Below are 15,278 nucleotides of genomic sequence, written 5' to 3' on the forward strand. Positions count from 1 at the left end.
CTATCAAAGGCTAACGAGCGACCCATAAGTCCATAACAAGTATACAAGTAGATATAAAAAGACTCTTGTGACTATTTTTTAGAAATCGCATTTAAACATATTTTATGCGGGCAACATATTTTTCAGTCAACCCGGTAAGCTGCCCGGACTTCTGGAAAAGCCGGAACAGCGGGCGCCGCGTGCTAAAATCACGCGTCTTAATGCGTACCTTTGGCTGCATTCCCGGCTGGCAACGATGTTGCGTCAGCGTCACAGCCGGTTGTAAAAAATGAATGCCAGGCCATGGTCAGCTTTTATCCGTGATCTATCAACCTAAGTAAAGACTCACCGACTCGCTAATGGATCAATTCGCTAAAGAAACAATTCCGATTTCCCTCGAAGAAGAAATGCGCAAGAGTTACCTCGATTACGCCATGAGCGTGATCGTTGGACGTGCGCTGCCCGATGTGCGCGACGGCTTGAAGCCGGTGCATCGTCGGGTCTTGTTCGCCATGCATGAAATGAACAATGTCTGGAATCGTCCTTACGTCAAATGCGCGCGCGTGGTTGGTGAAGTCATGGGTAAATATCACCCGCATGGCGACCAATCGATTTACGACACTTTGGTGCGGATGGCGCAGGACTTTTCGTTGCGCTACATGTTGGTCGACGGTCAGGGTAACTTCGGTTCGATTGACGGCGACGGCGCTGCCGCGATGCGTTACACCGAGTGCCGGCTTGATAAAATTGCCAGCGAAATTCTGGCTGATATCGACAAAGATACCGTTGATTTCGTGCCTAACTATGACGGCAAGGAAAAAGAACCGTCGGTGTTGCCGACGCGGATTCCTAACTTGCTGATCAATGGCTCGTCTGGCATCGCGGTCGGTATGGCGACCAATATTCCGCCGCACAACATCACTGAAGTCATCAACGGCGCGCTGCACGTATTGCGCAATCCCGCGGCGACGATCGATGAGCTGATTGAAATTATTCCAGCACCGGATTTCCCGACCGCCGGCATTATTTACGGCGTTTCCGGCGTACGCGACGGTTATCGCACCGGCCGTGGCCGTGTGGTGATGCGCGCCAAGACGCACTTCGAAGAATTCGGCCGTGAAGGCCGCACTGCGATCATCATCGACGAGTTGCCGTATCAGGTTAACAAGAAGGCGCTGCTGGAACGGATCGCTGAACTGGTGCGCGACAAAAAGCTCGAAGGTATTTCCGATCTGCGCGACGAGTCCGACAAGTCGGGCATGCGCGTCGTGATCGAATTGAAGCGCGGTGAAGTGGCTGAAGTCGTACTCAACAATTTGTACAAGCAAACGCAGTTGCAAGACACCTTCGGCATGAACATGGTGGCATTGGTGGATGGTCAGCCCAAGCTGTTGAACCTGAAGCAAATGCTGGAGTGCTTTCTGTCGCATCGGCGCGAAGTCGTTACCCGCCGCACAGTCTTTGAATTGCGCAAGGCGCGCGAACGCGGTCACGTGCTGGAAGGTTTGGCGGTTGCGTTGGCGAACATTGACGATTTCATCGCCATCATCAAAGCGGCGCCGACGCCACCGGTGGCGAAAGCCGGCTTGATGGAACGTTCGTGGGATTCGTCCGTGGTGCGCGACATGCTGGAACGTACCGGTGCCGAAAACACCGGCGGCATCAACGCTTTCCGCCCGGAAAATCTCCCGGTACATTACGGTATTCAATCTGACGGTTTGTACAAGCTGTCGGACGATCAGGCGCAAGAAATCCTGCAAATGCGTTTGCAACGTTTGACCGGCCTGGAACAAGACAAGATCGTCAACGAGTACAAAGACGTGATGATCACCATCGCTGACTTGCTCGACATTCTGGCCAAGCCAGAGCGTGTGACCGTCATCATTACCGATGAGATGAACGCTGCCAAAAACGAATACGGCATCGGCAACAAAGATGAACGCCGTTCGCAGATCGAATTGAATCCAACCGATCTCGGCACCGAAGATCTGATCACGCCGCAGGACATGGTGGTGACCTTGTCGCACACCGGTTATATGAAATCGCAGCCGGTCTCCGAATATCGCGCGCAAAAACGCGGCGGTCGCGGCAAGCAGGCGATGGCGACCAAAGAAGACGACTGGATCGATCAACTGTTCGTCGGGAATACCCACGATTACATCTTGTGCTTCAGTAATCGCGGTCGTCTGTATTGGCTGAAGATCTGGGAAGTGCCACAAGGTTCACGCAACTCGCGCGGCAAGCCGATTGTGAATATGTTCCCGCTACAAGACGGCGAAAAAATCACCGTTGTGCTGCCGCTGTCCGGCGACAATCGCAGCTTCCCGGAAGATCGCTACATCTTTATGTCGACCAGCCTCGGTACAGTCAAAAAGACACCGTTGTCGGACTTCAGCAATCCACGTAAAGCCGGGATTATTGCGGTTGATCTGGACGAAGGCGATTTCCTGATCGGTGCGGCGCTGACCGATGGCCAGCACGATGTGATGTTGTTCTCCGATTCCGGCAAGGCAGTGCGTTTTGACGAAAACGATGTGCGTCCGATGGGGCGTACCGCACGTGGTGTGCGCGGTATGAATCTGGAAGAAGGTCAACAAGTGATCGCTCTGCTGGTTGCCGAAAACGAACAACAATCCGTCTTGACCGCGACCGAAAATGGTTACGGTAAACGTACGCCTATCACCGAGTACACGCGTCATGGACGCGGTACCAAGGGCATGATCGCGATTCAGACCAGCGAACGTAACGGTAAAGTTGTTGCCGCCACGCTGGTTGAACCAAGCGATGAAATCATCCTGATCACTACCGGCGGGGTATTGATTCGCACCCGTGTTGCGGAGATTCGCGAGATGGGCCGCGCTACCCAAGGTGTGACGCTGATCGCTGTTGAAGATGGCACCAAACTGAGTGGTTTGCAGCGGGTGATGGAAAGTGACGTTGAAGAAGTTGCCGAAGACGGCGCAGAAACAGCGCACGCTGCAGACGGTGGCGCTGCCGAAAGCGGCAATGGCAATGAAGGTGGCGATATCGCCGGTGACGAAACTGGCCCCGCCGACGCCGAGTAAATTGCCGGAAAAAAATAACTGCTTGAGCGGGAGGGCCTTGTCCTCCTGCCCGAGCGGTATGTTTTCAAGTGCTTAGTGCTTGCAAAACGGCGTAAATACGTCATCGGTTTTTCTAGCAGTTTTTGCAAATATTCTCGCTGTTCCCAGTTTTTATTGACGAGTTTCAACATGCCTATCTTTAATTTTTCCGCTGGTCCTGCCGTATTGCCCAAAGAAGTGCTGCAACAGGCAGCTGCCGAAATGCTGGACTGGCATGGCAGCGGTATGTCCGTCATGGAAATGAGTCATCGCGGCAGCGAATTTATGTCGATACTGGAAGCTGCGCAACGCGATTTTCGCGAACTGCTGGCGGTTCCGGCGAACTATAAAGTGCTGTTTCTGCAAGGAGGTGCGATTGCAGAGAACGCCATCATTCCCCTGAATCTGGCGTCACGTCTGAATGCTGACAGATCGCTCCCAGGCACCGCTGATTACATCAATACCGGCTCCTGGTCGACCAAGTCGATTAAGGAAGCCAGGCGTTATTGCAAGGTCAATGTCGCGGCGTCGTCAGAGTCGCAAAAATTTGCGCAGATTCCGGCGCGCGCAAGCTGGCAGTTGTCGAAAGACGCCGCTTACGTGCATATCTGCACTAATGAAACCATCGACGGCGTCGAATATCAATTTACGCCCGACGTGGCTGCCGAGACCAATGGTGCGCCCTTGGTGGCGGATATGTCGTCACACATCTTGTCGCGTCCGGTCGATGTCTCCAAATACGGCGTGATTTATGGCGGCGCGCAAAAAAACATCGGTCCCGCCGGCCTGACCATCGTAGTGGTGCGCGAAGACCTGCTGGGTCATGCGATGCCGGGTTGTCCGTCAGCGTTCGACTGGAAAATCGTCGCCGACAACGGTTCCATGTACAACACGCCGCCGACTTATGCGATTTATATTGCCGGCCTGGTGTTTCAGTGGCTCAAGCGGCAGGGCGGCGTAGCCGGGATGGAACAACGCAATATCGCCAAGGCCGCGTTGTTATATGACTACCTGGATTCCACCGATTTCTATCAAACCAAAATTGCAGCAGATTGCCGTTCACGCATGAACGCGCCATTCTTTTTGCGCGACGAGTCACGTAATGAGGACTTCCTCAGCGGCGCCAAAGAGCGTGGTTTGCTGCAACTCAAGGGACACAAATCGGTCGGCGGCATGCGCGCATCCATTTACAACGCGATGCCGCTCGCCGGCGTACAGGCGCTGGTCGACTACCTGAAAGAATTTGAAAAGCAGTGTGGTTAACAATATGCAGTCGGCCTATGGACGGCGCTGAATAAAGCCGTCTTGCCGACAGTATGGTCATGCAACAGAGCGACGCAACCAAGATCATTATGAGCCAAGACAAACTCCTACCGTTACGCCAGCAAATCGACGACATTGACGCGCAAATTCTGGTGCTGCTGAATCGCCGCGCCGAGTTGGCGCAAAAAGTCGGGCATGTAAAAGCCGCAACCGATGCGCCGGTATTTCGGCCGGAGCGCGAGGCGCAGGTATTGCGCAGCGTCGCCGACCGCAATCCGGGGCCGTTGCAAGCCGGCGACGTGCAAACCATTTTCCGCGAAGTGATGTCGGCTTGCCGGGCATTGGAAAAGCGCGTCACGGTGGCCTATCTCGGCCCCGCCGGGACCTTCAGCGAACAGGCCGTTTATCAGCAATTTGGCCACGCGGTGGACAGCATGGCCTGTGTGTCGATCGACGAAGTGTTCCGTGCGGCGGAAGCCGGCACCGCCGATTTCGGCGTGGTGCCGATTGAAAACTCATCTGAAGGCGTCATCAACCGGACCCTCGATTTACTGTTGCAAACCACGCTGAGGATTAGCGGCGAAGTGGCGATTCCGGTACATCACAGCCTGATGACGAAAGACGGGACGATGGACGATGTCGCCCGTATTTGTGCGCATTCGCAGGCGCTGGCGCAATGCAATGCCTGGCTCAATCAGCACTATCCGAATATTCCGCGGCTGGCGGTTGCCTCCAACGCCGAAGCGGCGCGCATGGCGAGTGAAGACGCGACCGTTGCCGGGATTGCCGGCGAAACTGCCGCTCAGACTTACGGCTTGCAAATCGTCAGTGCCCATATTCAGGACGATCCGCACAATCGTACGCGTTTTGCGGTGATTGGCCGTCTGCACACGACGCCAAGCGGCAAGGATCAGACCTCGCTGGTGCTGTCGGTGCCGAACAAGGCCGGTGCGGTGTACAACCTGTTGTCGCCGCTCGCCAGCCATGGCGTATCGATGAGCCGTTTTGAGTCGCGGCCAGCGCGCATGGGTGCTTGGGAATATTATTTTTACGTCGATGTCGAAGGTCACGAGCAGGACGAAAAGGTCGCCAAGGCGTTGGCTGAACTCAAGCAAAATGCGGCGTTTTTCAAGTTGCTGGGATCGTATCCGCTCAGCCTTTAATGCCGATCAATGCAGACGTTCGCATATCTCGAAGTGTCGAAAATCCAGTTGCAAAAATTTGCTTATTAAAATTCATTTAGAAAGCGCACGATGTCGATTCAATTTGGTCCAGAGTATGTTCGCGCCATTGCCCCTTATCAAGGCGGTAAACCGATAGCCGAAGTGGCGCGCGAGTTTGGTCTTGATGAAGCCAAGATCATCAAGCTTGCCTCGAATGAAAATCCGCTGGGCATGCCGGAATCGGCGCGTTTGGCGATGCAAGCTGCAGTCGCCGATATTGGCCGTTATCCTGACGCCAACGGTTTTGATCTGAAGGCCGCGATCACGGCCAAATATGACGTGCCTGCGGAATGGATCACGCTCGGCAACGGTAGCAATGACATTCTTGAACTTGCCACTCACGCGTTCGTGCAGCCAGGGCAGGCCGCGATATACGCCGAGTACTCTTTCCTGGTATACGCGTTGGCGACGCAGGCTGTTGGCGCACGCGCGATCGTGGTTCCTGCCAAAGATTTTTGCCATGATTTGAAGGCGATGGCTGAGGCGATTACCGCTGACACGCGGTTGATTTTTATCGCGAATCCCAACAATCCAACCGGCACCTTTATTCCAGCAGCTGAAATCGAAGCTTTCTTGCAGCGTGTGCCGTCCCATGTGGTCGTGGTGCTGGACGAAGCCTATAACGAATATCTGCCCCCTGCATTGCAATACGATGCGATTACCTGGGTCCGTAAATACCCGAATTTGCTGGTTTCGCGCACCATGTCGAAAGCGTATGGATTGGCGGGTTTGCGTATCGGCTTCGGGATTGCGCAACCTGCAGTGACTGATTTGCTGAACCGTATTCGTCAGCCGTTCAACGTTAATTCGCTGGCGCAGGCGGCAGCGATTGCAGCGCTCGATGACCAGTCGTTCTTGCAGCGCAGCGCACAAATCAATGCCGACGGCTATGTCCAGTTGACGCAGGCATTTGATGAACTGAAGCTGACCTACGTGCCATCGTTCGGCAATTTCGTGATGCTTAAAGTGGGCGACGATGACGCCGCTGGTGACCGTGTCAATCTGGCTTTGTTGAAGCAGGGAATCATCGTTCGTCCGGTTGGAAATTACGGCTTGCCGCAATGGTTGCGGGTCACCATAGGACTGCCGCATGAAAATGCGGCATTTATCGCCGCGTTGAAGGCCTTGCTGGCCTGACGCAGTTCCTCATCCAATCGTTAACATTTTTACGCATTACTCACCTTCTGAAGCCTTAATCGTGTTTAAGAAAATTGCTATTTTTGGCGTTGGCCTGATCGGCGGCTCGTTTGCTCTGGCGCTCAAGCAGGCTGGCGCGGTTCAGCAAATCGTTGGTGCCGGGCGTAGTCTCGCTTCGTTGCAGCGCGCGCTCGAGTTGGGAATTATTGATGTCATCGCGGGCTCGGCCGCCGATGCGGTCGCGCATGCCGATTTGGTGTTGATTGCAGCGCCGGTGGCGCAAACCGCTGCGATTCTTGCCAGTATCGCGCCACATTTGCAAGCCGGGACTATCGTGACCGATGCCGGCAGTACCAAAGGGGATGTCGAAGCCTCTGCCCGCCTGGCGCTGGGCGGAAAAATCGGCCAGTTTGTGCCGGGTCATCCGATTGCCGGTCGAGAGAGTAATGGCCCTGACGCAGCGATTGTGAATTTGTATGTCGGCAAGAAAGTCGTGCTGACACCATTGCCGGAAAATAGCGAAGCGGATGTTGAGCGCGTTGCCGCCGCATGGCAGCAATGCGGCGCCCTCATACACCGCCTGTCAGCCGCTCAGCACGATCTGGTGTTTGCCTCGGTCAGTCATTTGCCGCATGTGCTGGCGTATGCGCTGGTCGATGACATTGCCAACAAGCCGCACGCCGACGTACTGTTTCAGTATGCCGCCAGCGGTTTTCGCGACTTCACCCGCATCGCCGGGTCGTCGCCTGAAATGTGGCGCGATATCTCGCTGGCAAATCAGGATGCATTATTGCAGGAGCTGGATGCTTATCAGTTGAAACTGACGCAGTTGCGTGGCTTGCTGGCGTCCGGTGACGGTGCTGGCCTCGAAGCTATTTATCGGAATGCGCAGCAGGCGCGCCAGCTATGGATTAGCGCCATTGAAGTGGCGGAAAAACAGAATAAGGAAGGTGGAGAATAATGGGCAATCAACAGAAGCCGCAAGCACACAAGCACTACCCGGAATATATTGACTTGCATCCGGTGGCCAAGGTCCACGGCACGGTCAAATTACCCGGCTCAAAAAGCATTTCCAACCGCACGCTGCTGCTGGCCGCGCTGGCGCATGGCACGACGGAAATTCTGGATTTGCTGGCATCCGACGACACGCTTGTGATGCTGACGGCATTGACGCAATTGGGCGTCAGCTGGGAGCAGGCCGCGGCCAGTCAACACTATACCGTGCACGGATGCACCGGACGTTTTCCGACGCATCAGGCCGACTTGTTCATGGGTAACGCAGGTACCGCGATTCGGCCGCTGACGGCGGCGCTGGCGGCGATGGGTGGCGACTACACATTGCACGGTGTGGCAAGGATGCATGAGCGGCCGATTGGCGACCTGGTCGATGCGTTGAATGCGATCGGTACCCGGATTGCCTACACCGGTGTTCCCGGCTATCCGCCACTGCATATCCAGCGCGGCCAGTTGCATGCACAACGGATGTCGGTGCGCGGCAACGTTTCCAGTCAATTTTTGACCGCATTGTTAATGGCGGCACCGTTGATGGCGAAAGATCAAGCGGTAACCATCGATGTCATTGGCGAGCTGATTTCCAAGCCGTATATCGAAATCACGTTGAATCTGATGCAGCGTTTTGGCGTCACGGTTGAGCGCGAGGGCTGGCAATCATTCACGGTCGCGGCCGGACAGCTGTATCAAAGTCCCGCCACGATTCATGTTGAAGGCGATGCCTCTTCGGCCTCGTACTTCCTGGCCGCCGGCGCGATTGCCGGCGGTCCGATACGGGTTGAAGGTGTTGGTAAGAACAGTATTCAGGGTGATGTGCGTTTTGTCGAAGCGCTGCAACAGATGGGCGCCAGCATCACGATGGGAGATAACTGGATCGAAGTGTCGTCAACCGGCGTATTGAAAGCGATTGATGCCGATTTCAATCACATCCCGGACGCCGCGATGACGATAGCGGTGGCCGCGTTGTATGCCGATGGCCCCAGCACCTTGCGCAACATTGCCAGCTGGCGTGTCAAGGAAACCGACCGGCTGAGCGCCATGGCGATCGAATTACGCAAGTTGGGTGCGCTGGTTGAGGAGGGAGCAGATTATTTGCGCGTTACGCCGCCGCCTGCGCTGCAGCCGGCGACGATAGATACCTATGACGATCATCGCATGGCGATGTGTTTCTCGCTGGCGTCGCTGGACGGCGCTGCGCTGCGCGGCACCACAGTGCGGATTAACGATCCGCAATGTGTGGCGAAGACTTTCCCGGATTACTTTGACGTTTTTGCAAAGGTCGCCGAGCAAACTTTGCTGTAAGGTCACATGCAACTTATTCCTTTTACGCTCGACGATGTCGTTGATTTAGCCTCGGATGTGACCATTGCGCGTGCCCAGGAATACGTTCAGCAGCAGCGGGTAGTGAGCCTCGAGAGACACGGCGGGTTGCTGCTCGGGCGTGTTCGGGGGAGTGGCAAAAATGTATACCATCAGGAAATCGCGCTGATAGACATCGACGGTAGCGTCAAGTTAAACGGCGAGTGCTCTTGTCCCGTTGGCTACAACTGCAAGCATGTCGCGGCAGTCCTCATTCGATATTTACAAGATGTGGGAGTGTCAACCGATGCCGCGCCAGCTCCGGCAGAAAATCAGTTGCGTCCATCCGGCACGCCCTTGCCGCGTGTGATCGGTAACTGGTTGCAGCGGGTTGAGGACGAGTTGCTGGTCAAGCCGATGGCGATGGGGATGCAACCGGCCCCTGTTGCGCCGGCTTATCAGCTTGTTTTTGCGTTGGTGCCGTCGCATAACGGCAAACAGGTTTTGCTGTATTTATGCAAGGCGCGTTGGCGTAAAGACGGACGCTTCAGCTCGGTCAAGCCGCTTGGCGACAGCTATAATTTTTACAATGGCATTCGTGATTTTGCACGGGAAAGCGACCAGGATGCGGTGAGTTTGTTTATCGCTTTGAGCAGTCGTAAAAATCAGAGTGCGCCATATTATCAATCTCAAATCCAGCAGAATAGCTGTGAGTTGAGCGGCAAACTGGGTGCGCAATTGTTGCGCTTGTTGCTGGAACAAAAGAATCTGTTATGGGCGAATTCCTCGGCTGACCTGAGCAAAGGACAGGCCCATTTTCTGGCGTTGTCGGCATCGCGCAATGCAACCTTGCAATGGCGTGAGCAGCGCCAGGAAGAAACATTGGATGAGCCGCGTGCGGCGCCTCACGCGAAATGGGCGCGGTATCAGGGGCAGGTGTCGACGCCATTGGCTGAAGTGCCTGTGTCGAAACTGGTTTGGCAATTCGCACCTGATGCAACGTCAACAACCTCAGTGCCGGGTGAGACGATCGATTATGTTTTGCCGACGGCGCCGCCGTGGTACATCAACAATCTGTCTTGTGGCGAGCTGACGTTGCCGCCAGGCTTGCATCACATTGCGCCAAATGAGCTGATTAATTTGGTGGCGCAAGCGCCATTGCTGGATGCCGGAAACCAGCGGCAGGTCGCGCAGTTGTTGTTGACCCAGGGCGTCAGTGATTTGATTCCGTTGCCGGTCGATGTGCCATTTGCGGTGCTCGATACGATAAAGCCGCAACCATTGCTGGTATTGGATAGCGTGGCTGACGGTAATGGCGTGATGCAGGATTTTGCGCAACTGCTGTTTTTGTACGATGGCGCGCTTGCGCCGCTGGAGTTTGCTGCCGTGTTACAGCGCAATAGCGCTACCGGCGTCGAAAAAATCATCCGCAATCGGGCACTCGAAAATGCCGCGGGTCAAACATTACTGGATCTGAACTTACAAGTAGCGGAAAGTAACGCGCATCTGCCGGCAATGCCGCATGGCGCTTTGGTGATGGCCGGTCAGGCGGCCTGGCTGCACTTTGCCAAACAGGATTTGCCAGTTCTGGCAGCGGCCGGCTGGCGCATCGATAAGTCGCCCGACTATCGCTTTGACGTCACTGAAATAGACGATTGGTACGCCGAGATCAATGAAGCCGGCGCGGACCAGCCTGGTAATCCCTGGTTTGATCTGGAGCTTGGGATAGTCGTTAACCAGGAACGGGTTTCCTTGTTGCCGCTGTTGATCGGTTTGATTCGTCAGGCGCCGGATGACTTTAATCCGCAGGCGTTGGCGCAGCGTCTGGATAGCGACGAATTCCTGATGCAGCTCGAAAGTGGCCTGCGTGTGGCGCTGCCGTGGGGACGGGTCAAGCCAATTCTGAATACGCTGGGCGAGTTATATTTCACCGATAAACCGGGCGACTCGGTGCGGCTTTCAGCGCTTGATGCAGCCCGCCTGGCCGAACTGGAAGGCAGTGCGGAATTACGCTGGATGGGCGGCGAGCGCTTGCGGAAAATAGGGCAGAAGCTGAATACCTTTGGTGGTGTCCAACAAGTTGTTGTACCGGATGGGTTGCAGGCGACCTTGCGCGATTACCAACGCGAAGGGCTGGCGTGGATGCAATTTCTGCGCGAATACGGTTTCGCAGGCATTCTGGCTGACGATATGGGGTTGGGGAAAACCATTCAGACCCTGGCCCATATTCTGATCGAAAAGAATGCCGGACGCTTGACTGCGCCGGCGCTGGTGGTCGCACCAACCAGCCTGATGTCGAACTGGCAGGAAGAGGCTGAGCGCTTTGCGCCAACATTGAAAGTATTGGTGCTGCAGGGCAAACAGCGGCTGGCCTATTTCGACCAGATCAGTGATTACGATGTGGTGTTGACTACCTACGCATTATTGCCGCGCGACGAAGAGCGGCTGCTTCAGCATCAGTATCATTTGCTGATTCTGGACGAGGCGCAATATATAAAAAATGTGCGCTCCAAAGCGGCGCAAAGTGTGACCTTGCTGAAGGCGCGGCACCGTCTGTGCCTGACCGGGACGCCGCTCGAAAATCATTTAGGCGAGTTGTGGTCGCAATTCCACTTTTTGCTGCCGGGTTTATTAGGGTCGGAAAAAGACTTTAATCGCGATTTCCGCACGCCGATAGAAAAGTACGCTGACGATGGCCGGCGGGCGTTGCTGGTGCGACGTATCAAGCCGTTTTTGCTGCGCCGGACCAAAGATGCAGTGGCCCGCGAATTGCCGCCGAAGACGGAAATGGTGCGCCATGTCGAGCTCTCCGGCGCCCAGCGGGATTTGTATGAAACCGTGCGCCTGGCGATGGATAAAAAAGTCCGTGCGGCGATTCAGAGCAAAGGCGTGGCGCGCAGCCACATCATTATCCTCGAGGCCTTGCTTAAACTGCGCCAAGCCTGTTGTGACCCACGCTTGGTGAAAACGACCGCCGCTGATACCGGCCGACCTGCGCATGTCCCTTCAGCCAAGTTGCTGGAATTAATGGAGATGGTGGAGGAACTGCGCGAGGAGGATCGACGGATTTTGATCTTCTCGCAATTCACCAGCATGCTGGCGTTGATCGCCGAGGCATTGACCGCAGCGAATATCCGCTACACGTTACTGACTGGCGACACCAAGGATCGCGGGGCTGCGGTGCGTGCATTCCAGGAGGGCGAAGTACCGGTATTTCTGATTAGTCTCAAGGCCGGTGGCGTCGGCTTGAACCTGACCGCAGCCGACACCGTGATTCATTACGATCCCTGGTGGAACCCCGCAGCTGAATTGCAAGCGACTGATCGTGCCTGGCGAATCGGCCAGGATAAGCCGGTATTTGTTTATAAGCTGATTGCTAAAGGTACGGTGGAAGAGAAGATTCAGACGCTGCAGGGCAAGAAAGCGGCGTTGGCCGACGCCGTGTTAGGTGCGACCGGTGAAGCGCTAAACGTGAAATTGACGGCGGAAGATTTGCAGGCCATTTTTGAGCCGTTGAGTTGAGCCACTAAGCCCTTAAGTTGTTGTTTTTCATAAATTATTTTTCCACGTAACAAGAAAGGCGCAGTGCATGCGCGACAATCTGTTTGTAATCCACGTCTTGAAATCATATGGAAATCAGGTTGATTTTCTAAATAATAAATTGAGTATCCATGTCTAATGTTTCTGTACCTGTCATTACCATTGACGGACCGACCGCTTCCGGTAAGGGCACGGTGGCGCAAAAAGTCGCGCAGCGTCTGGGGTTTCACTACCTTGATTCGGGTGCGTTGTACCGACTTACCGCTTTGTCTGCACTGCGGCGCAATACCGCGCTGGACGATGAGCATGCGCTGGCTAAGGTGGCTGAGCACTTGCACTGCCATTTTGATGGCGCCCACATATTCCTGTCCAACGAAGACGTCACGGATGCGATCCGGGCCGAAAACGTTGGTAATACAGCATCTAAAATAGCGGCATTGATGCCGGTCAGGCAGGCACTTTACGGGCTGCAACTGGGGTTTCATCGGGCGCCAGGCCTGGTGGCCGATGGTCGCGACATGGGCACCGTGATTTTCCCTCATGCTGTGCTCAAGGTGTTTCTCACCGCGAGTGTTGCAGCGAGGGCGCAAAGGCGCCATAAGCAATTGATTGACAAGGGTTTTTCTGCTAATATGCAAGACCTCTCAAAAGATTTGAGTGAGCGCGACGAACGCGATACCAAGCGCAGTTCGGCACCGCTCAGGGCTGCTGAAGGGGCATATCTTCTGGATACTTCGGGAATGACCGTAGAACAAGCGGTTGAACAAGTACTTGGTTGGTATGCAGCCGTAAAGCAGGCTTGAGTTGTATTGTTGATTCGTCTCAACATGTTGATTTAATCCGGTTGCATCACGATATTTGTTGTTTATTTAGTTGTACCTAGCTGTTCGATCTGGCGCAAAGCTGGATCGGGCGTTTAAAAACCTAACCCTTTATTGATCGTATTCTGGTTGTTGTGCTTATTTAAGAAATTATTATTTAGTACGTTTGAATGCGCCGCAATACTGGCAAACTAGTCCAATCAATCCTATGTCCACCACTGTTCTGTCCCCTGCATCCGCCGGCTCTGATATTTTTGCCGCGCTGTTTGAAGAATCGCTGTCACGTCAAGACATGCGTTCTGGTGAAGTGATTTCTGCCGAAGTCGTTCGTCTTGACCATAACTTCGTTATCGTCAACGCCGGCCTGAAGTCAGAAGCCTTCATTCCAATTGAAGAATTTAAAAATGATAATGGCGAACTCGAAGTAAACGTTGGTGACTTCATCTCCGTTGCTATTGAATCGCTGGAAAACGGTTTCGGCGACACTATCCTGTCGCGTGACAAAGCTAAACGTCTGGCATCGTGGCTCTCGCTTGAAAAAGCGATGGAGTCTGGCGAGATCGTCACTGGTACTGTCAATGGTAAGGTTAAGGGCGGTCTGACCGTTCTGACCAACGGCATTCGTGCTTTCCTGCCGGGTTCGCTAGTCGACACTCGTCCGGTGAAAGACACCACGCCGTTCGAAGGCAAGACCATGGAATTCAAGGTCATCAAGCTGGATCGCAAGCGTAACAACGTGGTGTTGTCACGTCGTGCCGTGATCGAAGCGTCGATGGGCGAAGAGCGTCAGAAACTGATGGAAACGCTGAAAGAAGGCACCATCGTGAATGGCGTCGTCAAGAACATCACCGACTATGGCGCATTCGTGGATCTGGGCGGTATCGATGGTCTGTTGCACATCACCGATCTGGCATGGCGTCGTGTGCGTCACCCATCGGAAGTCCTGACAGTCGGTCAAGAGATCACTGCCAAGGTCCTGAAGTACGATCAAGAGAAGAACCGTGTTTCGCTGGGCGTCAAGCAATTGGGCGACGATCCATGGACTGGCCTCTCACGTCGTTATCCACAACACACCCGTCTGTTCGGTAAAGTCACCAACCTGACTGACTACGGCGCATTCGTTGAAGTCGAACAAGGTATCGAAGGCCTGGTTCACGTTTCAGAAATGGACTGGACCAACAAGAACGTGGCGCCAAACAAAGTCGTTCAATTGGGCGATGAAGTTGAAGTCATGGTTCTGGAAATCGACGAAGACCGTCGTCGTATCAGCCTGGGTATGAAGCAATGTAAAGCTAATCCTTGGGACGATTTCGCGATCACCCACAAGAAGGGCGATAAAGTCCGTGGCGCGATCAAGTCGATCACTGACTTCGGCGTGTTCATCGGCCTGGCCGGTAACATCGACGGTTTGGTTCACCTGTCGGATCTGTCATGGACAGAAACTGGCGAAGAAGCAGTCCGTCGCTTCAAGAAGGGTGACGAACTGGAAGCCATCGTGCTGGCTATCGACGTTGAGCGTGAGCGTGTCTCCCTGGGCGTCAAGCAACTCGAAGGCGATCCATTCAACAACTTCGCTGCAATGAACGACAAGGGTTCCCTGGTAACAGGTACTGTCAAGTCGGTCGAGCCTAAGGGCGCAGTGATTCAGTTGTCGGAAGAAGTCGAAGGCTACCTGCGCGCTTCCGAAATCTCCCGCGATCGCGTGGAAGATGCCGGTACTCACCTGAAGGTTGGCGATGTGGTGGAAACAATGGTCATCAACGTGGATCGCAAAGCCCGTGGTATTCAGCTTTCGATCAAGGCAAAAGACAATGTTGAAACACAAGAAGCGATGCAAAAGATGTCTTCGGACTCCAATGCTGCTTCCGGTACAACTAGTCTGGGCGCGCTGTTGAAGGCTAAATTCGACAACAAGAACTAAG

The 15,278-nt window shown here is 54.5% G+C and carries 9 protein-coding genes; all 9 read left to right on the top strand.

What is annotated here, in order from left to right; genetic code table 11:
- Positions 1-338: 338 nt before the first annotated feature.
- Positions 339-3,044 (top strand): DNA gyrase subunit A, encoded by a 2,706-nt coding sequence (gene gyrA / locus AC3CHX_RS01625; protein WP_488642374.1) that lies wholly within the window; start codon positions 339-341, stop codon positions 3,042-3,044.
- Positions 3,045-3,212: 168 nt separating this feature from the next.
- Positions 3,213-4,325: a 3-phosphoserine/phosphohydroxythreonine transaminase gene (gene serC, locus AC3CHX_RS01630; RefSeq protein ID WP_488642375.1), complete on the top strand. Its 1,113-nt coding sequence runs from the start codon at positions 3,213-3,215 to the stop codon at positions 4,323-4,325.
- Positions 4,326-4,414: 89 nt separating this feature from the next.
- Entirely contained in the window at positions 4,415-5,488 is a 1,074-nt protein-coding gene (gene pheA / locus AC3CHX_RS01635; RefSeq protein WP_488642376.1) for a prephenate dehydratase, read from the top strand.
- A 90-nt stretch (positions 5,489-5,578) separates the two neighbouring features.
- Entirely contained in the window at positions 5,579-6,685 is a 1,107-nt protein-coding gene (gene hisC / locus AC3CHX_RS01640; protein ID WP_488642377.1) for a histidinol-phosphate transaminase, read from the top strand.
- 61 nt (positions 6,686-6,746) lie between these two features.
- A complete protein-coding gene (locus AC3CHX_RS01645; protein WP_488642378.1) occupies positions 6,747-7,646 on the top strand; it encodes a prephenate dehydrogenase in 900 nt (299 codons plus the stop codon).
- Positions 7,646-8,998: a 3-phosphoshikimate 1-carboxyvinyltransferase gene (aroA, locus tag AC3CHX_RS01650; protein ID WP_488642379.1), complete on the top strand. Its 1,353-nt coding sequence runs from the start codon at positions 7,646-7,648 to the stop codon at positions 8,996-8,998. The genes AC3CHX_RS01645 and aroA overlap by 1 nt, the downstream gene beginning before the upstream one ends.
- A 6-nt stretch (positions 8,999-9,004) precedes the next feature.
- Positions 9,005-12,517, top strand: a complete 3,513-nt coding sequence (locus AC3CHX_RS01655; protein WP_488642380.1) for a DEAD/DEAH box helicase — start codon at positions 9,005-9,007, stop codon at positions 12,515-12,517.
- A gap of 149 nt (positions 12,518-12,666) precedes the next feature.
- Positions 12,667-13,338 carry a (d)CMP kinase gene (gene cmk / locus AC3CHX_RS01660; RefSeq protein WP_488642381.1) on the top strand — a complete coding sequence of 224 codons (672 nt, stop codon included), beginning with the start codon at positions 12,667-12,669 and terminating at the stop codon, positions 13,336-13,338.
- 226 nt (positions 13,339-13,564) lie between these two features.
- Entirely contained in the window at positions 13,565-15,277 is a 1,713-nt protein-coding gene (rpsA, locus tag AC3CHX_RS01665) for a 30S ribosomal protein S1 (RefSeq protein WP_488642382.1), read from the top strand.
- Position 15,278 lies beyond the last annotated feature (1 nt).

The sequence above is a fragment of the Glaciimonas sp. OK215 genome, assembly GCF_057787885.1.